Origin of the sequence: Methylobacterium brachiatum (genome assembly GCF_020523825.1) — a bacterium.
In the GTDB taxonomy this organism is placed as follows: Bacteria; Pseudomonadota; Alphaproteobacteria; order Rhizobiales; family Beijerinckiaceae; genus Methylobacterium; species Methylobacterium brachiatum.
Window position 1 is genome coordinate 691043 of the sequence record NZ_JAJALK010000001.1, and the last position, 21303, is coordinate 712345.

The window sequence follows — 21303 nt, forward strand, 5'->3', positions numbered from 1 at the left end:
CCACCCGCTCGCATCGTCGATCCCAGGACGGAGTGGAGATCGGACTCATGCAGATCAGCGAGCAGCACGTGCGCGAATGCGCCTATTACATCTGGGAGAAGGAAGGCCGGATCCACGGTCACGCCGTCGCCCACTGGATCCGCGCCGAAGCCGAGCTGCGCGCCGGCGTCGTGCTGGCGGACGGCCAGGCCGTCGCGGCCAAGCCGGTCGCCGCGAAGGCGCCGGCTTCCAAGGTTGCCGCCCCCAAGGCTGCCGCCAAGACCGCGGCTCCGAAGGCCCCGGCCAAGGCCGCCACCCCCAAGGCTGCCGCCTCGAAGACCGTGACGCCGAAGGACGCGCTGGCCAAGCCGGTCGCCGCGAAGACCGCCAAGGCCTCGAAGGCCGCCGTGACCGCCGGTCTCGCCGCCAAGGCCAAGCCGGCCCGCGCCCCGGCCTCGATGCACTGAGCCGACGGCGCTTCCTGCGTCAGCGCGGCTGTTTCAGGAGCCCGCCCCTTCACCGAGGGGCGGGCTCCTGCCGTTTCCGAGGCCCTCAAGACTGGAACAGCCCGACGCCGCCACCGTTGTCCGCCGTGACGCGTACGCCGTGCGCCGCCAGGAGGGCCGTGATGCGCGCCGTGATCTTCGACATCGATGGAACGCTGCTCGACAGCGTCGACCTGCACGCCAAGGCCTGGGTGGAGGCCTTCGCGCATTTCGGCGTCGAGACCGACGCCGCGAAGGTCCGCAGCCAGATCGGCAAGGGCGGCGACGAGCTGATGCCGGTGTTCCTGCCGCCCGAGCGGATCGAGCGCGAGGGCAAGGAGATCGAGAGCTACCGCTCGGATCTGTTCAAGCGAAAGTATCTGCCGGAGGTCCGGCCCTTCCCGGCGGTCCGGCCGCTGTTCGAGCGCATCCGCGCGGCCGGCCTGAAGATCGCCCTGGCCTCTTCGGGCAAGGGCCCGGAGGTCGAGCGCTACCAGGAGATCCTGGGGATCGCCGATCTGGTCGACGTCGTGACCAGCTCGGACGACGCGGATCGTTCGAAGCCGCATCCCGACATCTTCGAAGCCGCCGCGCAAAAGCTCGAAGGGTTCGGCAAGGACGAAATGATCGTGATCGGCGACACGCCCTACGATGCGCAAGCGGCCTCGAAGGCCGGGCTGCGCACGATCGGCGTGCTCTGCGGCGGCTTTCCGGAGGCCGATCTGTCCGGCGCGGGCTGCGTCGCGATCTACCGCGACCCGCAGGATCTCCTCGACGGATTCGATCGCTCGCTGCTGGCGACAAGCTGAGCGAGGGCAAAAGCAAGGGAAATCTGGAGCTTCGCGCGCGCCCTCCACGGTTTCCCATGCTCTGTGTTGCAGTGCGGTGACGGTACACGACGCCGGCTACGCAAATGCGCGAATGGGGCTGGCGCGGTGAGGCCGGAAGGCGTAGCCACCCGGCCGCCATCTGGAACGTCTCAAAGCACGAGCGCCGCGCATGCCCCAGACTCACCAGGCCAGCCCAGCACCGCGTTTCGTGCCTGCGGCCAAGCCCCTGGCCGACCAAATCGCCGAGGCCATCGCGTGCCGGTCGACGCCGCTCAGCCACCTGCTGCGGCTGATGTCGGCGCTGAACGCCGAGGGCGGCAACGAAGCCCTGCGCCACAAGCTGCGCGTCCGCATCGGCGCCCCGCTGGACGCCTGAGCGCGCGTTGCTGGCGGCGCCTCAGCGCCGCCGGTGCCGGCGATGCTTGCGCTTCGGCGCTTGGGCTGCGGCCTGATTCGTCCGGGCCATGCAGGCGAAGTAGATCTGCCGGCCGATCTCTTCGAGTTCCAGTCCCTGCGGATTCGGTGCTGAGAAGACCTTGGCGCGGGCCTCGTTCCGGCAGGCCGCGTCTTCCGGGCTGCGGATCGGCGGCTCGGCCCGAGCCGGCGCGCCGACGATCAATGCAAGCAGCACGGCCGAGACCATTGCGGGGACCCGCATCCTGGCTTGGATACTCAACATACCGGAGCGTATTCCTCGTGAGACCGAGCCGCCGAGATAGGGCCGGATCGCTCTGCCGTGAAGCTTCGTCAGACTGCTGGTCCCGGGCGGGACGCCGCCCCGGCTGACCGCCCGTTCGCTGCCGATCTTGCCGCGCAACCTCAGGGCACGACCCAGAGGCACCGGCCGGACCCCGCAACCGTCATGCATTCGTAGGGCGCCCCGCCGATCAGCGCCCGCTGCTCCACGGTCCCGATATCGGCCTTCGGAATCGTGCGGCATCCCGCTTCCGGCGCCTCGCGCGCTGGACCGGTCGCGGCATCGATTCGGCGGGTGGCAAGCAGCGTCTCACAGGCGGTGACGGTGCTTCGATCCTGCGCCGCGCCTTGGCTCGCTCCCAGAACCGCGATCGGCAGCGCCGCCAGGATGATTCGAGACCGCATCGCTTCCTCGCCGTTGGGATCGATCGTGGGCTGGATCACCGGCCGCACCGCGAAGCCGGCATGCCGGCGCGGCTCTCAACACCGGTCGGCAGGAGATAGTTGCGGGGGGACGCCGCTCCGGCTGCGCCTGCCGGACCGCCCGGAGCGGACGCGCCCGGAGACGGGCCGTCCCCCTCGGCGAAGCCCCGCCATGAGGAGCGCCGGCTGCGAAGCGCGATCATCGCCGTCGAACGGGACAGCCGGTCCACCGGGCGAAGCGGGGAGAGACGATGGCGGCGGATCCGAATCTTCGGCGACCCCGGCGCCTGGCGACCGGTCGACGGCATCCTGGCGCGCACGCCGGGCGGCCTGGAGACCATCGTGCGCCGCGGGCGGTCGAGCCCGGAACCGGAGGCGGCGATCGGCCATTGCCGCATCCAAATCCCATCGAACCGCGTCGCGTATGTCCCTGTCGAAGAAGCTGAAGGTCGGCCTCGACGAAACCCGTATCCTGATCCTGGGCTCGCAGATCCTGCTGGGCTTCCAGCTCCAGGGGGCCTTCCGGCCGACCTTCGAACAGCTGCCGTTTCACAGCCGTGTGGTCTGGGTCGCCACGCTGGGGCTCATCACCCTGGCGGTCGCCCTTCTGATCACGCCGTCGATCCAACACCGGCTAGTTGAGGAGGGCCACGACACCAAGCGTCTGCTCGGCGTGATCCGCCTCTGCGCCGGCCTCTCGCTGGCGCCGTTCGCCCTGGCGCTCGGCGCCGACCTCTTCCTCGCGGCGGAGCCGGTCCTCGGGACCGGGTTGGCCGCGTCCATCGGCATCGTCGCCGGCCTCACCGCGCTGCTGTTCTGGTACGGGCTGCAAGCGCTGAAGGCCCGCACCACCGGCGAACAGGAGCGCACCATGACGAGCGCCGAACCGGAGCACGAGCACACGTCGCTGGAGACGAAGATCGAGCAGATGCTCACCGAGGCGCGCGTGATGCTGCCCGGGGCCCAGGCGTTGCTCGGCTTCCAGCTGGTCATCATCTTCTCGGAGACGTTCGAGGCCCTGCCGTTCATCACGAAGCTGATCCACCTCGCGGCCATCGGCTTCCTCGCCCTGACGGTGATCTGGCTGATGGCGCCCGCCGCCTTCCACCGCGTGGTCTATGCAGGCGCGGACACGCCCGACCTCCACAGGCTGGGGACCCGCTTCCTGCTCGCCGCGAGCGTGACCTTGGCGCTCGGCATCGCGGCCGATCTCGGCGTCGTCGTGGCGACGATCCTGAAGTCTAGCGCAGCGGGCATGGTCGCGGCCGGCATGTCCCTCGTCGTGCTGAGCGGCCTCTGGCACGTGTATCCGGCGCTGCTGCGCAGGCGGCGCTCGCTGCGGGCCTGAGGCGCCAAACGACAACGCCGCCCGCCTGGGGGCGGACGGCGTTCGAGCGCGTGATCGATCTGCGCCGGGACCGGCGCGGCAGCTTCAGCGCTTGGCTTTGGCCTTGCGGGCGGCGTAGCGGGCGTCGCGCTGCGCCTTCTTCATGGCGAGTTCGGCGGCCTTGCGCTCCTGGGCGGCGGCGAGTTCCGCAGCTTCGCGGGCGAGGCGCGCAGCGAGTTCGGCCTCCTCGCGCAGACGCTTCTCCTCGGCGGCCTTCCGCTCGGCGGCGATCCGGGCAGCCTCGCGCTCGCGGGCGCGCTCTTCGCGGGCCTGGACGATCGCGGCCCGGGCCTTCGCCTTGGCGATCACCTCGGGGTCATCGGCCGGCGGGCGGGACTTGAACTTGGCCAGCAGGGCGGCCTTGGCGTTCTGCGAGTGCTGGCGGCGGTCGTCGAAATTCCGGTAGTCGAATGCGCTCATCTGACCTTTCTCGGTTGGGTACGTCACGCGTCTTGCGGGGACGACCGGCTACGCCGGTCACGTACTGAGACTGCAGGTTCCGCGACCGTCCCCGGGCCCCGGAACCGCACCGATCCATCGGCGCTGCCGATGGTCCGACCCGAGCGCTCGGCTCACGCTGGAGCGCTCGGGTCGGACCATGTCTGGAAAAAACGGGACAGCCCTTAGACCCAGCCTCCCCCAAGACGCAATCGGGTCTGCGTGCTGAGATGGCGGGTAACGCGACAATCCACGTCGACTCTGTAAAAGTTTTACCCGACGATGCTGAAAAACCTCAGCCCGACGGTGAAATCGTCGGTCGCCGGGGGGCCGAGCCGCAGGCTCGTTTCAATGCAAGTCAGGTAGGTCGCACGCGCTTGAACGGCAAGACCGGCGGCGCGGCACGATTGCCGCAGCGGCCGGCCGGGGCAAACGAGAGCCAGGAGTGGCGATGCGTATCGTGACGACGTCCGAGATCACGGCCGAAGCCTTCGCGGCCTACGGGGAAGTCCTGGCCGCGCCGGTGACGGAGCCGAGGCAGGATCACGCCGGTCGAATCCAGAACGCGCGCCCGGCGGCCCGCGCCAATCTCGCCCTGGTGCGCAGCGACCCGTTCGACCGGCTGATGCCGCTGCGCCGCCTGGAACAGCACCGCCACTCGAACCAGGCGTTCCTGCCGCTCTCCGTCGAGGCCTATCTCGTGGTCGTGGCGCCGGACCGCGACGGCAGCCCCGACGAGGATCGGATCCGGGCCTTCCGCGTCCCGGGCCATATCGGCATCAACTACCGGGCCGGCGCCTGGCACGCGCATATGATGACCCTGCGCGAACCGGGGGTGTTCGCCATGCTGGTCCACGAGGACGGCACCGAGGCGGATTGCAGCTTTGCGCCGATCACGCCTCTGACGCTCGCCCTGCCGTGAGTTGCCCAACAGATAGGCAATTTCCCCATCAGGCTCGAACTCTTCCGGTTCGGCCAGGGACTTGCTCAGAAATTGGGCATCATGGGATCTGCGACGGCCTAAGTGGCGAGGCGCGTTCGGCACGATGCCTGCAAACGCCGAGGGCCGGCCGCCCGAATGGCCGGTGTGAGGATCGCAATGCCTGAGACGCCCCCGCCATTCGACCCGGATGCCTACGCGGCGCTCGCCGCCCCGCTTCTCGGGCTGGCGCTCGATCCGGCCTGGTTGCCACCCATCACCGCGAACCTGCGTGTCCTGGCGGCGGCGGCCGACCTCGTGGCGGACTTCCCGCTCCCCGACGCGGTCGAGGCGGCGCCGAGGTTCGAAGCATGAGCGGGCCTGCCATCCCTGATGCCACGACCATCGCCGCCGCGATTGCGGAGCGCCGTTCGAGCGCCCGGGAGATCGTCGCGGGCACGCTCGACCGGATCGCCCGGATCGACGGGTGGGTGGGCTCCTTCACCGACGTGCTGCCCGAGCGGGCGCTGGCCCGCGCCGACGCGATCGATGCCGCGATCGGTCGCGGCGAGGCGATGGGCCCGCTCGCCGGGGTGCCCTTCGCGGTGAAGAACCTGATCGACGTCGCCGGCCTGCCGACCCGCGCCGGATCGAAGATCAACAGGGACCGGCCCCCGGCCGTGCGCGACGGTACCGTGGTGCGGCGCCTGGAGGCCGCCGGGGCGATCCTGGTCGGCGCGCTCAACATGGGCGAATATGCCTACGACTTTACGGGCGAGAACGTCCACGACGGCGACGCCCACAATCCCCACGCCCTCGACCATATGACCGGCGGCTCGTCCGGTGGCTCCGGCGCGGCTCTGGCGGCCGGGCTGGTGCCGCTGACCCTCGGCTCCGACACCAACGGCTCGATCCGGGTGCCGGCGGCCTTCTGCGGCTGTTTCGGGATGAAGCCGACCTACGGGCGGATCAGCCGGGCCGGCAGCTTCCCCTTCGTCGGCAGCCTCGACCATCTCGGCCCGATGGCCCGCAGCGTCGCCGACCTCGCTTTGGCCTACGACGCCCTGCAGGGCCCGGACCCGGAGGATCCGGTCGCCACCACCCGGGCGCCCGAGCCGGCCGCCGCCAGCCTGGAAGCCGGGATCGACGGCCTGCGCATCGCGGTGGCGGGCGGCTACTTCGCCCGCGGCGGCGACCCGGAGGCGTTCGCCGCGGTCGCCCGCGTCGCCGAGGCGCTCGGCGCGAGCCGCACGGTCGAGCTCCCCGAGGCCCACCGCGCACGGGCCGCGGCCTACCTGATCACCGCGGCCGAGGGCGCGACGCTGCATCTCGACCGCCTGCGCACCCGGCCGCAGGATTTCGACCCGGCGGTGCGGGACCGGCTGATCGCCGGGGCGATGATCCCGGCGCCCTTCGTCGAGCGCGCCCAGCGCTTCCGCCGCTGGTACCGCGACGCGGTGCTGACGCTGTTCGACGGCGTCGACGTGATCCTGGCGCCGGCGACGCCCTGCCGGGCGCCGAAGGGCGGCCAGACGCACTTCGTCATCGACGGCGTGACCCTGCCGGTGCGGGCCAATATCGGGCTGTTCACCCAGCCGATCTCGTTCATCGGCCTGCCCGTGGTGGCGGTACCCGTCCGGCTCGATGCCGGGCTGCCGCTCGGCGTCCAGGTCATCGCCGCGCCCTGGCGCGAGGATCTGGCCCTGCGGGTCGCCCGCCAGCTCGAGCGGGACGGGATCTGCACGGCGCCCGTGGCGGAGCTCGGCTGATGGTCATCGACGATCCCGCCGTGAAGGCCGAGGTCGAGGCCGCGTTCCGGGCCTACGAGGTCGCGCTCACCACCAACGACGTCGCCACCCTGGAGGCCCTGTTCCGGGACGATCCCCGGACCATCCGGTACGGCATCGGCGAGAATCTCTACGGCATGGACGCGATCCGCGCCTTCCGGCGCGCCCGCTCGCCGGTGGGCCTGGAGCGGGTGCTCGCCCGGACGGAGATCACCACCTACGGGCGCGACTTCGCCACCGCCATGACCCTGTTCACCCGGGACAACGCCCCCGGCAAGACCGGCCGCCAGAGCCAGACCTGGGTGCGCTTCCCCGAAGGCTGGCGGGTGGTCGCCGCCCATGTGAGCGTGATCGCGGCGGACTAGCTTTCGCCGGCTCCGTGCATGGGCCGGGACCGGTTGGCCGCGGGCTTGCATACGGTCCAGCGTATTCCGGGCCCGCCCTCCCGGACCAACGCGAGTCCCCGATCCGACATGCTGTCTCGTCTGAAAACTCTCAGTGCCCGTGCGGCGCTCGCCGGCGCCCTCGCGCTCTCCGCGAGCACCGCGGCCCTCGCGCAAGGCACGCTGCGGATCGGCATGACCGCGTCCGACATCCCGCTGACCACCGGCCAGACCGACAATGGCGGCGAGGGCATGCGGTTTCTCGGCTACACGGTCTATGACGGCCTGATCAATTGGGACCTGTCGAGCGCCGAGCTGGCCTCCGACCTCGTGCCCGGCCTCGCCACCAGCTGGACGGTCGACGCCGCCGACAAGACCAAGTGGACCTTCAAGCTGCGGCCGGGGGTGAAATTCCACGACGGCTCCGACTTCACCGCCGACGCCGTGGTGTGGAACCTCGACAAGCTGCTGAAGTCCGACGCGCCGCAATACGATCCGCGCCAATCCGCGCAGGGCAAGACCCGCATCCCGGCGGTCGCCACCTACAAGGCGGTCGATCCGCTGACGGTCGAGATCGTCACCAAGGCCCCCGACGCGACGCTGCCCTACCAGATCGCCTGGATCATGATGTCCTCGCCCGCCCAGTGGGAGAAGGTCGGCAAGTCCTGGGACGCCTTCGCCAAGCAGCCCTCGGGCACCGGCCCGTGGAAGCTGACCCTGTTCGCGCCCCGCGAGCGCGCCGAGATGGTGCCGTTCAAGGAGTACTGGGACACGAACCGGGTGCCCAAGCTCGACAAGCTCGTGCTGGTGCCGCTGCCCGAGGCCAATGCCCGGGTCGCCGCGCTCCGCTCCGGCCAGGTCGACTGGATCGAGGCGCCCGCGCCCGACGCCGTGGCCTCGCTCAAGGGCGCCGGCTTCACCATCGTCACCAATGCCTACCCGCATAACTGGACCTGGCACCTGTCCCAGGTCGAGGGCTCGCCCTGGAACGACATCCGGGTCCGGAAGGCCGCCAACCTCGCCATCGACCGCGACGGCCTGAAGGAGCTGCTCGGCGGCCTCGCGATCCCCGCCAAGGGCTTCATGCCCCCCGGCCATCAGTGGTTCGGCCACCCGACCTTCGACGTGACGTACGATCCGGAGGCGGCCAAGAAGCTGCTCGCCGAGGCCGGCTACAGCCCGGCCAAGCCCCTGAAGCTCAAGGTCGCGATCTCGGCCTCGGGCTCGGGCCAGATGCAGCCGCTGCCGATGAACGAGTTCGTCCAGCAGAACCTCGCCGACGTGGGCATCCAAGTCGATTACGAGGTGGTCGAGTGGAACACGCTGATCAACATCTGGCGGGCCGGTGCCAAGGCCGACATCTCCCGCGGCGTCTCGGCGATCAACTATTCGTACTTCATCCAGGACCCGTTCACGGGCTTCATCCGTCACCTGCAGAGCAACTTCGCCCCGCCGAACGGCACCAATTGGGGCTATTACAGCGACCCGGCGATGGACAAGCTGTTCGACCAGGTCCGCAACACCTTCGACAAGTTTGAGCAGACGAAGGTCCTGGAGAAGGTCCACGAGAAGTACGTGGACGATGCGCTGTTCATCATGATCACGCATGACGTGAACCCGCGGGCGATGAGCCCGAAGGTGAAGGGCTTCGTCCAGGCCCAGAACTGGTTCCAGGACTTTTCCAAGATCACCATCGCGACGGCGGGGCGGTGATGAAAGGAGGGCCGGTCTCAGTACCTCCTGGGCTACGGACGGCCCCCGTGTGAGGCACAGGCGCTGTTGCAGGTCGCAACGCGCTCCCTCTCCCGGGCGGGAGAGGGTTGGGGTGAGGGATCAGGTCCATCCAGAGAGGTCGCACTCCTCACCCTATCCCTCTCCCGCACGGGAGAGGGGACCCGCGCCTTAGCTCGTCTGCGGCAGGGCCGCGGCTGAGAACGAAACCTGTGTTGCCCGTAGCCCCTGCGGGGGAACACCTCCGACTGGAACGCGACATTGGGGCCCATGATGCTGATCTACATCCTCAAACGCTTGGTCTACGTGACGCCCGTGGCGTTCGGCGTCAGCCTGGTCTGCTTCATGCTGGTGCATCTCGCGCCGGGCGATGCCCTGAGCGCGGTGCTGCCGGCGGACGCGACCCAGGAGACCATCAACGAGATGAAGGCCGCCTACGGCTTCGATAAGCCGTTGCCGGTCCAGTACCTGATCTGGCTGTGGCATGTGCTCCACGGCGATCTGGGCACCTCCATCGCCACCGGCCGGCCGGTGCTCGGCGAGGTCAGCCGCGCGGTGGTCAACTCGCTGATCCTCGCCTCGGTGGCGACCGTGATCGGCTTCACCTTCGGAACGCTGTTCGGCTTCGTGGCCGGCTACCACCGCAACTCGGTGGCCGACCGGGCCGCCTCCGCGCTCTCGGTCTTCGGCGTGAGCGTGCCGCATTACTGGCTCGGCATGGTGCTGGTGATCGTGTTCTCGGCGACGCTCGGCTGGCTGCCGCCCACCGGCGCCGGGCCCGACGGCTCCGGCAACTGGCGGCCCGATTTCGACCATCTGCGCTACCTGATCCTGCCGGCGGTGACGATGTCGGTGATCCCCACCGGCATCATCGCCCGGACGGTCCGCGCCCTGGTGGCCGACATCCTGGCCCAGGACTTCGTGGAGGCCCTGCGCGCCAAGGGCATGGATGAGTTCGGCGTGTTCAAGCACGTCGTGCGCAACGCCGCCCCGACCGCGCTGGCGATCATGGGCCTGCAGCTCGGCTACCTGCTCGGCGGCTCGATCCTGGTCGAGACCGTGTTCGCCTGGCCGGGCACCGGCTTCCTGCTCAACGCCGCGATCTTCCAGCGCGACCTGCCCCTGCTCCAGGGCTCGATCCTGGTGCTGGCGATGTTCTTCGTCGTCCTCAACCTGCTGGTGGACGTGATGCAGACCGCCCTCGACCCGCGCATCGAACGCGCCTGACCCGGAGGCCGATGATGAACGCACCGATCACCGCATCCGCCATGGCGCTCGACGGCGGCGTGCTCGCCCCGAGCGACGTCGCCCCCGAGGCGGCCTTCGTCCCGTCCCGCGGCTTCTGGGGCCATGTCGGCCACCGCCTGGTGCGCGATCCCGTGGCCATGGGCGCCGGCGCGCTGATCCTGCTCATCGTGGTGATCGCGATCCTGGCGCCCTGGATCACCCCGATGGACCCGTACAAGGGGTCGATGCTGCGCCGGCTGAAGCATGTCGGCGATGCCACCTACTGGCTCGGCTCGGACGAGCTCGGGCGCGACATGATCAGCCGCCTGATGCTGGGCGCCCGGCTGTCGCTGTTCATCGGGGTCACCCCGGTGCTGATCGCCTTCGTGATCGGCTCCGCCATCGGCATCCTGGCCGGCTATGTCGGCGGCTGGCTCAACACGATCCTGATGCGCACCATCGACGTGTTCTTCGCCTTCCCGTCGGTGCTGCTGGCGATCGCCCTCTCGGGGGCGCTGGGCGCCGGCATCTTCAACTCGATCGTGTCGCTGACCTGCGTGTTCGTGCCCCAGATCGCCCGGGTCGCCGAGAGCGTCACGACCGGCATCCGCAAGCGCGACTACATCGACGCGGCCAAGCTGTCGGGCGCCTCGCCGCTGACGATCATGCGGGTGCAGGTGCTCGGCAACGTCGTCGGGCCGATCTTCGTCTACGCCACCAGCCTGATCTCGGTCTCGATGATTCTGGCCTCGGGTCTGTCCTTCCTGGGTCTCGGCGTGCGCCCGCCGGAGCCGGAATGGGGCCTGATGCTCAACACCCTGCGCACCGCGATCTACGCCAATCCGGTCGTCGCGGCCCTGCCGGGCGTGTGCATCTTCGTCGTCTCGATCGCCTTCAACCTGTTCTCGGACGGCCTGCGCGCCGCGATGGAGATCCGCCAGTGAGCGTCATCCCGAGCGCCCCCGACCCGTTCGCCCATGACCGCGGCGGACCGGCCCAGCCGCTCCTGTCGGTCTCGGGCCTCTACAAGCACTTCCCGGTCCGCAAGGCCGGGGGCAAGAAGCAGGTCGTGCGCGCTGTCGACGGCGTCGATTTCAACGTCCTCAAGGGCGAGACCCTGGGCATCGTCGGCGAATCCGGTTGCGGCAAGTCCACCACCGCCAAGCTGCTGATGGGCCTGATCGAGCGCGATTCCGGCACCCTTCTGTATGACGGCCAGGCGGTGGGCGAGCGGGCGATGCCGTGGCGGTCCTACCGCCGCCAGGTCCAGATGGTGTTCCAGGACAGCTACGCCTCGCTCAACCCGCGCATGACCGTCGAGCAGTCGATCGCCTTCGGCCCCAAGGTCAACGGCGTGCCCGGGCGCGAGGCCGTGGAACGCGCCCGCGCCCTGCTGGCCCGGGTCGGCCTGGAGCCGAAGCGCTTCGCCGGCCGCTACCCGCACGAGATTTCCGGCGGCCAGCGCCAGCGGGTCAACATCGCCCGCTCGCTCGCCCTGGAGCCGCGGCTGGTGCTGCTCGACGAGGCGGTCTCGGCGCTCGACAAGTCGGTGGAGGCCCAGGTGCTGAACCTGCTCCTCGATCTCAAGGCCGAGTTCGGCTTGACCTACATCTTCATCAGCCACGACCTGAACGTCGTGCGCTTCATCTCCGACCGGGTGATGGTGATGTATCTCGGCCGGGTCTCGGAGATCGGGCCCTCCGACACGGTGCTCGACGCGCCGGCCCATCCCTATACCGAGGCGCTGCTCGCCTCGATGCCGTCGCTGGATCCGGACAACCGCACCCAGGTCGCGCTTCTGCAGGGCGACCCGCCGAACCCGATCGACCCGCCCCGCGGCTGCCGGTTCCACCCGCGCTGCGGCCTCGCCGAGCCGATCTGCGGGGACAAGGAACCGCCGCTCGACGCCGTCGGGCCGCTGCACCGGGTCGCCTGCCTCGCCCGCCAGCCCAGCTCCGGCCACTCCGCCGCCCCGGCCCGGGCGCTCGCGGCATGAGCGCCCCGATGTCGAACCCCGAACCCGCCGTCACCCTCGAGAATCTGCGCGTCGCCTTCGGCAAGGTGCAGGTCGTCGACGGCGTCGACCTGACCGTGGAACGCGGGCAGGCGATGGCGCTGATCGGCGAATCCGGCTCCGGCAAGAGCGTCACCCTGCGGGCGATCCTGCGGTTGTTCCACGAGGGACGCAGCCGGATTGAGGGCAGGATCCTGGCGGCCGGCCGGGACGTGCAGGCGCTGAGCAAGCGCCAGCTCGCCGATTTCCGCGGCGGCGACGTCTCGATGATCTTCCAGGAGCCGCTGCTAGCCTTCGACCCGGTCTACACGGTCGGCCGCCAGATCACGGAGGCGATCCAGCGCCACGAGAAGATCTCCGGCGAGGACGCCCGCAAGCGCGCGCTCGCCCTGTTCGAGCGGGTGCGGATCCCGAGCCCGGAGCGGCGGCTCGACAATTACCCGCACGAGATGTCGGGCGGGATGCGCCAGCGGGCCATGATCGCGCTCGCGCTCGCCTGCCGGCCGCAGGTCCTGCTGGCCGACGAGCCGACCACGGCGCTCGACGCGACGGTGCAGATCCAGGTGCTGCTGCTGCTGCGCGAGCTGCAGCGCGACCTCGGCCTGTCGATCATCATCGTGACCCACGATCTCGGCGCGGCGGTCGAGGTCGCCGACCGGATCGCCGTGATGTACGCCGGCAAGATCGTCGAGACCGGGACTGCCCATCAGGTCGTGCTCGACCCGCACCATCCCTACACGATCGGCCTGCTGCGCAGCCGAGCGGAGGGGGCGCTGGCCAAGGGCTCCCGCCTCCAGACGATCCCGGGCAGCCCCCCCGACCTCGCCAATCGGCCCCCGGGATGCCCGTTCGCGCCGCGCTGCTTCCTGGCCGAGGATCAGTGCCGCCGGGAAATGCCGCCGGTGGCCGAGATCGCCCCCGGTCACAGGGTGGCCTGCTGGCGGACCGAGGACGCCGCGGCCGCCTACCGGGCCGGGCCGACCCCGGTGCGTGCGGCGGAGCCGGTCCCGGCCTGAACCCCGGAGTCGACGCGTCCGCGCGAAGCCTTTATCCGGCATCGCGCGGCTTTCAGGCGGCGGATCACCGTGCGACCGGCCGCCCGAGCATCGCGATGAGCCCATCCGCCTCCGAGATCGTCCTGGTTCCCCGCGGGGAGGCCGGCCATTTCCTGCCGGCGGCTCTGGGCTGGTTGGGCAAGCCGATCACCGTCACGGCCCATCCGGGCGCGGCCAACCACATCCTGTGCCTGCCGGTTCTGGACTTCGTCCGGCTCGGCTTCCCGGAGGCGAACGGGCGGCTCGACCTCCTCGAGCCCGGCGACGTCGAGAACCTGCGCTCCGGACGGGCGGCCCTGCTGCTCGATCTGTCGAACGAGGGGCCGGGCCTCCACGCCCCGACCTTCGAGGCGCTTCACCGCAACCTCAAGGGTCTCGGCATCCCGCGGGCGCAGGTCATCCTGGTCAGCCAGAACCGGGCGCTCCGGCTCGACTACGAGCAGCTCTACGGCGAGGGCCTGCGCTTCTGGACCTTCGACTTCTTCCCGCTCCAGGTCGCCCTCTGGCTCGACGACGAGGCCGGTCCGAGGCTCTTCTCCCAGCATCCCCTCGAGCGGACCGGCTACGCGCCGCTCGCACACGACACCGGCCCGGCCCGGTTCCTCTGCCAGAACGCGGCCCTGCGCTGGCACCGGGTGCTGCTCTACCGCTGGTTCCAGATCCAGCGCCTCGACCGCGACGGCCTGATCTCGTTCCACGGGATCGGCGCCGACAACCCGAAGGCGGGCGGCATCGACGTGTTCCACGCGCCGCCGGAGATCGCGGACGCCTTCGGGCCGCTGCTCGCGGATGTCGGCACCTGGATCCCAAGGCAGGCGCGGCGGATCGATACACCGGCGCCGGGCGGCGACATGGTGCTGACGCTCGATACCCAGGCCTATGCGGCGTGCGACCTGACCATCATCTCCGAGACGGATTTCTTCGAGCTCGGCGTCGAGCGCGTCACGGAGAAGTCGCTGAAGGCCGCCGCCATGGGGCTGCCCTTCGTGATGGTGGGGGCGCCCCGCGCCGTGGCGCTCCTGTCGGAACTGGGCTTCCACACCTTCGGCAGCCTGGTCGACCACCATTACGACCGGGTCGCCGACCCGATCGAGCGCCTGCCTGAGGTGTTCCGCTCGATCGAGGCGGCCTGGGCCGATTGCCGGCACGACCGCGCCGCCTGGCAGCGCCGGGCGCGGGAGCAGGCCGAGGCGAATGTCGCGCATGCGCGCCGCGGGTTGCTGCGGCAGCTCGACCGGGTGATGGTCGCGCCCCTGGTGGAGCGGCTCGCCCGGTTCATGGAAACGGGCACCCTCGTGCACTGACCCGCGCCCCGCCGTGATCCTCGAAACCTCGATCGCGCTCCTGCGCTGCACGGCCTGCGACCGCGGCCACTACGTCCCGGTGCGGTTCTGCCCATTCTGCGGGGCCGACCAGGCACGGCGGAAAGCCGAATCACCACCGCCGCCACCACCGCCCGAGGTGCACGCACAGCCCCCGGTGGGCATCCCCCCGGAGCCCCCGCCGCCCGAACCCCCACCCGAGGATCCACCCGCACCGCCGCCGGCCGAGCCTGAACCGGCCCCGCCGAAGCCGGTCTGGACGATGCGCCGGCCCCCGCAGCGGCGCGGACGGCTCGTCCGCCTCCGTCAGGCGGTCCTGGCGCTCGCGGCCATCGTCGGCCTCGCGGCCCTGGCGCTGGCGCGCCGCGACGTCGTCCCGGCCCCGACGCGGGTCGAGGTCGGGCCGGCCTGGACCGCGGTGGCGCTGAAGTCCTTCCGCAACGTCGCGCTGCTGCGCCTCACCGCGGACGGCGCGTTCAGCTTGCGGCTCGACGGCGAACGCGTGCAGCGGGTCAGTCCGTCGAGCGGTGCGACCGTGCGGCCCAAGACCCTCCGGAGCCTGGAATTGCGATCCGGCCGCGGCCCGATCACCGTGACGCTGACCCCGCGGGGCGAGTGAGCGGGCGGGATCCGGGGCGGTCTCAGCGGGCCGGCCGCAGCGTCTCGGCCAGGCGCCGCACCGCCGGCTCGATCGCCCGCTCGGGCACAGCCGCGTAGCCGAGGAGCAGCCCCGGCTCCGGCGCGCCGGCATGGTAGGCCGAGAGCGCGACCGCGGAGATCCCGGCATCGGCGAGGCGCGCGACGGCTTCGCCATCGTCGCGCGTGGAGGCCCAAGCGGGCCCCGGCCGCGCGATGAGGTGCATCCCACCCTCCATCGGGGCGACGGCCACCACGTCCGCGGCGTGGCGGCGGGCCGCCTCGACCAGGGCCTCCTGGCGCAGAGCGTAGAGCCGCCGGGTCCGGCGCAGGTGACCGGCGAGGTGGCCGTCCGCGATGAAGCGGGCCAGCGCCCATTGCCCGATCCCCGGGGGTGCCGGCCCGATCTCGGCAAGCGCCCGGTTCACCGGCGCCACGAGCCCGCGGGGCAGGACCAGGTAGCTGAGACCGAGCGCGGGCAGCAGGAGCTTGGAGAAGCTGCCGGCATAGATCACCCGGCCGCCGCGATCGAGCGCGCGCAGCGGCGCCAAAGGACGCCCAGCATAGCGGTAGGCGCCGTCGTAATCGTCCTCGACGATCCAGCCCGCGGCGGTTTCGGCCCAGGCCAGGAGGTCGAGGCGGTGCTCCAGGCTCATGGCGTGGCCCAGGGGATAATGGTGGGCCGGCGTCACCACGGCCAAGCGCGCGCCCTGCAGGAGCGGGCCGGCGCCGGCCACCGCGAGCCCGCCGGGACCGACCGGGATCGGGACCGTGCGCAGGCCGGCGCTCGCGAGCGCCAGGGCGATCCCGGGAAAGCCCGGCTCCTCGACGAGCGCCGCCTCCCCGGGATCGAGCAGCAATTCGGCGAGCAGGCGCAGGCTCTGGCGAATGCCCGCCGTGACGATCACGTCATCGGCCTCGCAGACGACGCCCCGCACCTGCGCGAGATAGGCGGCGATGGCCGCTCGCAGCGCCGGTGCGCCGCGGGGATCGGGCCGCTCGGCCGGTCCATGGCGCCACTCCGCCTGGAGCAGGCGTGCCCAGACCGCGTACGGAAAGGCATCGAGCGCCGGCCGGCCGAGCGCGAAGGCGTCCGGGACGCCGGGACCGGCCATGAACCGCGGGGCCGGCGTCGCGACGCGGCGGGCGCCGCGCCGTGACAGGCTCGGCACGACCGCGGGCGCCGGCCGCTGCGCCGGGTCCGATCGCGGCAGGGTATCGTCCGGCAAGGTCGCGGCGACACGGGTGGCCGAGCCGGATCGGGCCGTCAGGTAGCCCTCGGCGATCAGTTGCTCGAGGGCGAGCACCACCGTCCCGCGGGCGCAGCCGAGATCGGCCGCCATCACCCGGGAGGCCGGCAGCCGGGCCCCGCGCGGCAGCCGGCGGTCGAGGATCGCCGCGCGCAGGCCCTCGCGCAGCTGGACATGCAACGGCGTCGGCCCGTCCGGATCGAGGCTGACGGGCAGCGGCAGCGGGCCCCGGGCCATGGCAGCAAGCGGTCCAGTCGGATTTCGGAAACCGGACCTTTTGCCTGATCCGCCCCGCGGTCAAGCAGAGCCGCGCCAACAGGGACAAAGTCGATGTATCAGCCGCCGCACTTTCGGGACGAGACGCGCGCGGCGCAACACGGGCTCATCCGCGCCTATCCGCTCGGCCTGCTGATCACCGGCGGCGCGGCCGGCCTGATCGCCGACCCGGTGCCGTTCCTGCTGGACGAATCCGGCCCGCACGGCACCCTGCGCGCCCATCTCGCCCGCGCCAACCCGCACTGGCAGGCTCTCGCCGAAGCCGAGGAATGCCTGGTCGTGTTCCAGGGGCCGCAGGGCTACGTCACCCCCGGCTGGTACGCGAGCAAGCGCGAGCACGGCCGGGTGGTGCCGACCTGGAACTACGCCACGGTCCACGCCTGGGGCCGCCCCCGGGTGATCGAGGACGCGGATTGGCTGCGCCGCCAGGTTGCCGACCTCACCACCCTGCGCGAGACGCCGCGCGCCGCGCCCTGGGCGGTGGACGATGCGCCGGCACCGTTCGTGGCGGCCCAGCTCCGCGCCATCGTCGGCATCGAGATCCCGATCACCCGTATCGAGGGGAAGTGGAAAATGAGTCAGAACCGACCCGAGGCCGACCGCGCCGGTGTGGTTGCCGGGATGCGGGCTGAGGGCGAGACGGCCCTGGCCGAGTTGGTCGCCGAGCGGAGTGGATTATGAGCGCGCGCGTCAACGCCTTCGGCCAGCCGATAGGCCCGGCCCTGCCGGACTGGACCCCGCGTCCGCGGCCGCCGCGGGCGCCGATGGCGGGCCGCTTCTGCAGGGTAGTGCCGCTCGATGCCGAGGCTCATTCGGTCGGCCTATTCGCTACTTACAGGGCTGCACCCGACCGGAGCGGTTGGACCTATCTCGGCGACGAGATGCCCGAGAGCGAGGCGGCCTATCGGACGCGCCTCGAAACGCAGGCGCAGAGCCAGGATCCGCTGTTCCACACGATCCTCGACCCGGCGACCGGCGCCCCGCTGGGGATCGCCTCCTACCTCCGGATCGACCCGGGCAACGGCGTGATCGAGGTCGGCCATCTCCATTTCGGCCCGGGGCTTCAGCGCTCTCCCGCATCGACCGAGGCGATGGCACTGATGATGGCCCGGGCCTTCGACGAACTCGGCTACCGCCGCTACGAGTGGAAATGCGACAGCCTCAATGCCCCGTCCCGGGCGGCGGCGCTGCGCCTGGGCTTCACCTTCGAGGGCATCTTCCGCAACGCCGTCGTGGTGAAGGGCCGCTCCCGCGACACGGCGTGGTTTTCAATCACGGACGCGGACTGGCCGCGGGTGCGGGCGGGCTTCAAGGCTTGGCTCGACCCGGCGAACTTCGATGGAGACGGCCGGCAGCGGCGTGGGCTCGCCGAGTTACGCGGCGAGCCCAGCTGATCTCAGCCCCCGGCGGCCAGAAAGGCCTCCGCGGTGCGCAGGCTCAGTGCCATGATGGTCAGAGCCGGGTTCGCGGCGAGCGAGCTCGGGAAGGTCGAGCCGTCGCAGATCCAGAGGTTGTCGATGTCGAAGCTGCGGCCGACGGGATCGACCACGGCGCTCGAGCCGTCGCGCCCCATCCGGCAGGTGCCGATCGTGTGGGCGACCCGCTCCAGAACCCAGATATCCTCGGCGCCGGCGGCCTCCCAGAGGTCGCGCATCACCTTGGTGGCATGGGCGTTGAGGCGCTCCTCGTTGGTGCTGTAGCCGAAGCTGATCTGCGCCTTGCGCATCCCGCGGGCATCGGTCTCGTCGGAGAGGGTCAGCACGTTGGCATCGCAGGGCAGCGTCTCGCCGTTGATGCCGATGCCGGCGACGTGGTTGTAGCCGTCGAGATAATCGAGCAGCTTCTGGCCCCACAGGCCGCGCCCGCGCGCCACCGCGTTGCCGAAGGTCAGCGGCACCACGCCGAGGCTCTGGATCAGGTAGCCGCCGGCGAAATCGGACCCCGCGCGGATGAAGTCCTCGGTGATCAGTGACGAGGGGTAGCCGCGGTTCATCCGCACCTCGTTGGCGAAGGTGCCCCAGACCTGCGTGGCGACGTGGCCCATGTAGTTGCGGCCAACCTGATCGCTCGAATTGGCCAGCCCGAGATGCAGGAGCAGCCGCGGTGTCTCGACGGCGCCCGCGCAGAGGAACACCGCGCCGCAACGCTGGCGCCGCTCCTGGCCGTCCTGGATATAGACCACCGCGGTGACCCGGCCGTCGCTGCCGCGCTCGAGCCCGTGGACGAAGGCCCCGGCCCGGATTTCGGCCCCGTGGGTGAGCGCGAGCGGCAGGTAGGTGACATCCATGCTGGCCTTGGCGCCGTTGCGGCAGCCCTGGTGGCAGAAGCCGCAATTGATGCAGGCGTTGCGGCGGGGACCGCCCTCGGATTCGAAGTCCTGCGAGACCACCGCCGCGGGGGCGTCGGCCCAGCGTATGCCGAGGCTGTCGCAGGCGCCGGCCATGAGCTGCGCGGGGGCGTTGCGCGGCACCGGGGGGAGGGGATAACGGCGGCCGGGATCCCAGGGATAGGATTGCGGCCCCGAGACCCCGATGAAGCGCTCGACCCGCTCGTAGTACGGGGCCAGCTCCTCGTAGCTCAGCGGCCAGTCGACGCCTTCCCCGGTCTCGGTATGGAGGCGCAGGTCGCGGGCATCGGCGCGGGGCACGAAGGCGCCCCAGTGCAGGGTTGAGCCGCCGACCCCGGTGCCGCTGTTATTGGCCCCGAACGCCTCAGGGGTGGAGCCGCCGCTCAGGCGCTCCTCGGTCCAGTAGATCTCGTCGGCCAGGGTCTCGTCGAACGCGAAGCGCTCGGGTGTGAAGTTCGGTCCCGCCTCCAGGGCCACGACCTTGAGGCCGGCCGCGGCCAGCCGCGCCAGCAACGGCGCGCCGCCGGCCCCGGTGCCGACGATGACGGCATCGACGGACTCGTCCGTGCGGTAGGTCCGCATCCCGTCGAGGTTCATCGGACCACCTCCGCCTGGGTCGCGCGTGGTTCCCAGGGTTCCGGCGCGTCGAGACCGACCTCATGAAAGCCCGGAAGCCCGTCCGCGATCGGACCCGGACGGTCGCCGCCGGCCCCGATGCCCGAGAAGCCGACCCGGGCCAGGGCCGCCGGATGGCCGAGCCAGAGGCGGACCGCGTCGGCGCGCAGATCCTCGAACCAGAACCGCATCCGGTCGCCGTCGAGCCGTCCGCCCAACGCCTCGGGCACCGACAGCGCGCCGCGCTCGGCGAGGGTCAGCAACGCATCCTGATTCGACCCGTCGAGCACCGTGAAGGGGCGGCCCTGGGCGGCCCGTGCCGCCGCATCCAGGGTGCGCAGGGCGGCCCGATACGCCTCCGGGTCGGGCGGCAGAGCCACGAAACGCCAGCCGTCTCCGGCGCCGGACGCGAGACGCGTGTCGATCCGGGCGGCGAGATCCACGCCGGCCGCCGGCAGGACGCGGGCACAGGCGGCGCGCAGGATCGCCAGCTCCACCGGATCGAGCGCTTCCGGGGCATAGGCGGGATCGTCCGGCTCCGCGCGGGCCGCGAGGGCGCCGCGCAGGCGGCTGTTGACCCGCTCGGAGCCGATCAGCGCCGCGTAGGCGGACGGCACCTGGGCGGCCCGCGCAGCATCCGCCTGCGGGCGATCGCGCCAATGGGCGCGGACGATTTCGGCCAGGGCTTCGGGCCGCTCCATCGGCAGGAGATGGCCGACGCCCTCCACGGTCACGATCCGGTGATGGGCGAGGTGCGGCGCCGTCAGGGCCGTCTGCGCATCGGCGCCCAGATCCGCGTCCTCGGATCCCGCGAGGATAAGGCCCGGAATCCGCAGGACGCCGATCCGCCGGCACCAATCCTCGCGGGAGCCCGCCTCGAGCCAGGCCGTCCAGGCCTCGGGGGCCGCCTGCAGCACGTCGGCGACCGCGCGCGCTTCGGTCTCCGGGTCGAGCGCCGTGCCGACATTCTCCTGCACGAAGGCCCGGGCCTCGCGCTGGCGCGTCTCCGGATCGGCATCGATCCAGGCGATCATCTTGGCCCGCCGGTCGTCCGGGATCGGCTCCGGGCTCGGCGGGGAGCCGGAGATCAGGACCAGATCGGTCAACCCCTCCAGGCCCGCCTCGCCGTCCTCGGAGCGGCGGGCGAGGGCCAGGGCGACCTTCGCGCCCATGCTGTGGCCGGCAATGGCGAAGCGCGCCGGCGCCCGGGCGCGGATCACGCCCGCCACGTGGTCGGCCATGGCCGCGATGGAAAAGCCCGTCGCCCCGGACGCGTCGCCGAAACCGGGAAGGTCCACCGGCAGGCAGGCCGGAATCCCCCCGAGAATGCGGGAGAACGGCGCCCAGCTTCGGGCGCTGCCGCCGAGGAAATGGAGGCACAGGAGGAGATCAGGCGCGGACATCGCACCGACATCGCGCGAGCCTGGAATGCTTCAAGCGTACGCGACGCCGCACGGCCGCGTTCGTGCGGAGTGGCGCTGTCGCGGCCGGCATGGAATCCTG

The 21303-nt window shown here is 71.2% G+C and carries 23 protein-coding genes; 17 read left to right on the top strand and 6 right to left on the bottom strand.

Features of this window, described 5'->3' with window-relative positions; translation table 11 throughout:
- The first annotated feature begins 47 nt into the window (after positions 1-47).
- From LGR69_RS03335 to LGR69_RS03345, 3 genes are all read left to right on the top strand, one after another.
- Positions 48-446 (top strand): DUF2934 domain-containing protein, encoded by a 399-nt coding sequence (locus LGR69_RS03335; RefSeq protein ID WP_230365160.1) that lies wholly within the window; start codon positions 48-50, stop codon positions 444-446.
- A 161-nt stretch (positions 447-607) separates the two neighbouring features.
- The gene (locus tag LGR69_RS03340) at positions 608-1273 is read left to right on the top strand and encodes an HAD family hydrolase (RefSeq protein ID WP_230365161.1); all 666 of its coding nucleotides are present in this window, start codon (positions 608-610) and stop codon (positions 1271-1273) included.
- Between the two features lie 190 nt (positions 1274-1463).
- Complete coding sequence (locus tag LGR69_RS03345; protein WP_007566640.1) at positions 1464-1670, top strand: hypothetical protein; 207 nt, start codon at positions 1464-1466, stop codon at positions 1668-1670.
- Between the two features lie 21 nt (positions 1671-1691).
- On the opposite strand, the gene LGR69_RS32160 is transcribed toward LGR69_RS03345, so the two are convergent.
- Both LGR69_RS32160 and LGR69_RS03355 read right to left on the bottom strand, forming a co-directional pair.
- Entirely contained in the window at positions 1692-2111 is a 420-nt protein-coding gene (locus LGR69_RS32160; protein WP_370881337.1) for a hypothetical protein, read from the bottom strand.
- 2 nt (positions 2112-2113) lie between these two features.
- Positions 2114-2443 (bottom strand): hypothetical protein, encoded by a 330-nt coding sequence (locus LGR69_RS03355; protein ID WP_230365162.1) that lies wholly within the window; start codon positions 2441-2443, stop codon positions 2114-2116.
- A 394-nt stretch (positions 2444-2837) separates the two neighbouring features.
- Here LGR69_RS03355 and LGR69_RS03360 point away from each other — a divergent pair, with 394 nt between their 5' ends.
- Complete coding sequence (locus LGR69_RS03360) at positions 2838-3761, top strand: DUF6328 family protein (protein WP_230365163.1); 924 nt, start codon at positions 2838-2840, stop codon at positions 3759-3761.
- A gap of 84 nt (positions 3762-3845) precedes the next feature.
- Here the strand turns inward: LGR69_RS03360 and LGR69_RS03365 are convergent, their stop codons facing one another.
- The gene (locus LGR69_RS03365; protein ID WP_091862395.1) at positions 3846-4220 is read right to left on the bottom strand and encodes a DUF6481 family protein; all 375 of its coding nucleotides are present in this window, start codon (positions 4218-4220) and stop codon (positions 3846-3848) included.
- 469 nt (positions 4221-4689) lie between these two features.
- Here LGR69_RS03365 and LGR69_RS03370 point away from each other — a divergent pair, with 469 nt between their 5' ends.
- The 11 genes from LGR69_RS03370 (at position 4690) to LGR69_RS03420 (ending at position 15295) form a co-directional block, all read left to right on the top strand.
- Positions 4690-5160: an ureidoglycolate lyase gene (locus tag LGR69_RS03370; RefSeq protein WP_230365164.1), complete on the top strand. Its 471-nt coding sequence runs from the start codon at positions 4690-4692 to the stop codon at positions 5158-5160.
- Between the two features lie 177 nt (positions 5161-5337).
- Positions 5338-5532, top strand: a complete 195-nt coding sequence (locus tag LGR69_RS03375) for an AtzG-like protein (RefSeq protein ID WP_230365165.1) — start codon at positions 5338-5340, stop codon at positions 5530-5532.
- Positions 5529-6926, top strand: coding sequence for an AtzE family amidohydrolase (locus LGR69_RS03380; protein ID WP_230365166.1), 1398 nt, complete (start codon positions 5529-5531; stop codon positions 6924-6926). Before LGR69_RS03375 ends, LGR69_RS03380 begins: the two co-directional genes overlap by 4 nt.
- On the top strand, positions 6926-7309 hold the full coding sequence (gene hpxZ / locus LGR69_RS03385; RefSeq protein ID WP_091862404.1) for an oxalurate catabolism protein HpxZ: 384 nt from the start codon (positions 6926-6928) through the stop codon (positions 7307-7309). The genes LGR69_RS03380 and hpxZ overlap by 1 nt, the downstream gene beginning before the upstream one ends.
- A gap of 108 nt (positions 7310-7417) precedes the next feature.
- A complete protein-coding gene (locus LGR69_RS03390; RefSeq protein ID WP_230365167.1) occupies positions 7418-9040 on the top strand; it encodes an ABC transporter substrate-binding protein in 1623 nt (540 codons plus the stop codon).
- 291 nt (positions 9041-9331) lie between these two features.
- Positions 9332-10285 (top strand): ABC transporter permease, encoded by a 954-nt coding sequence (locus LGR69_RS03395; RefSeq protein ID WP_091862414.1) that lies wholly within the window; start codon positions 9332-9334, stop codon positions 10283-10285.
- 14 nt (positions 10286-10299) lie between these two features.
- Entirely contained in the window at positions 10300-11229 is a 930-nt protein-coding gene (locus LGR69_RS03400; protein WP_007566660.1) for an ABC transporter permease, read from the top strand.
- Complete coding sequence (locus tag LGR69_RS03405) at positions 11226-12281, top strand: ABC transporter ATP-binding protein (RefSeq protein ID WP_230365168.1); 1056 nt, start codon at positions 11226-11228, stop codon at positions 12279-12281. Before LGR69_RS03400 ends, LGR69_RS03405 begins: the two co-directional genes overlap by 4 nt.
- Positions 12282-12289: 8 nt before the next feature.
- Positions 12290-13315 (top strand): ABC transporter ATP-binding protein, encoded by a 1026-nt coding sequence (locus LGR69_RS03410; protein WP_007566664.1) that lies wholly within the window; start codon positions 12290-12292, stop codon positions 13313-13315.
- 95 nt (positions 13316-13410) lie between these two features.
- Positions 13411-14658, top strand: a complete 1248-nt coding sequence (locus LGR69_RS03415; protein WP_230365169.1) for a hypothetical protein — start codon at positions 13411-13413, stop codon at positions 14656-14658.
- 13 nt (positions 14659-14671) lie between these two features.
- Positions 14672-15295: a hypothetical protein gene (locus LGR69_RS03420; protein WP_230365170.1), complete on the top strand. Its 624-nt coding sequence runs from the start codon at positions 14672-14674 to the stop codon at positions 15293-15295.
- A gap of 22 nt (positions 15296-15317) precedes the next feature.
- Here LGR69_RS03420 and pdxR read toward each other — a convergent pair whose 3' ends face one another.
- Positions 15318-16799, bottom strand: a complete 1482-nt coding sequence (gene pdxR, locus LGR69_RS03425) for a MocR-like pyridoxine biosynthesis transcription factor PdxR (RefSeq protein WP_230365171.1) — start codon at positions 16797-16799, stop codon at positions 15318-15320.
- 93 nt (positions 16800-16892) lie between these two features.
- Here pdxR and LGR69_RS03430 point away from each other — a divergent pair, with 93 nt between their 5' ends.
- Positions 16893-17519 carry an FMN-binding negative transcriptional regulator gene (locus LGR69_RS03430; RefSeq protein WP_091862428.1) on the top strand — a complete coding sequence of 209 codons (627 nt, stop codon included), beginning with the start codon at positions 16893-16895 and terminating at the stop codon, positions 17517-17519.
- A complete protein-coding gene (locus tag LGR69_RS03435) occupies positions 17516-18232 on the top strand; it encodes a GNAT family N-acetyltransferase (RefSeq protein WP_230365172.1) in 717 nt (238 codons plus the stop codon). Before LGR69_RS03430 ends, LGR69_RS03435 begins: the two co-directional genes overlap by 4 nt.
- A 2-nt stretch (positions 18233-18234) precedes the next feature.
- On the opposite strand, the gene LGR69_RS03440 is transcribed toward LGR69_RS03435, so the two are convergent.
- Together LGR69_RS03440 and LGR69_RS03445 are read right to left on the bottom strand one after the other, a co-directional pair.
- Positions 18235-19782: a GMC family oxidoreductase gene (locus tag LGR69_RS03440; RefSeq protein WP_230365173.1), complete on the bottom strand. Its 1548-nt coding sequence runs from the start codon at positions 19780-19782 to the stop codon at positions 18235-18237.
- Positions 19779-21203: an alpha/beta hydrolase gene (locus tag LGR69_RS03445; protein WP_230365174.1), complete on the bottom strand. Its 1425-nt coding sequence runs from the start codon at positions 21201-21203 to the stop codon at positions 19779-19781. Before LGR69_RS03445 ends, LGR69_RS03440 begins: the two co-directional genes overlap by 4 nt.
- Between the last annotated feature and the right edge of the window lie 100 nt (positions 21204-21303).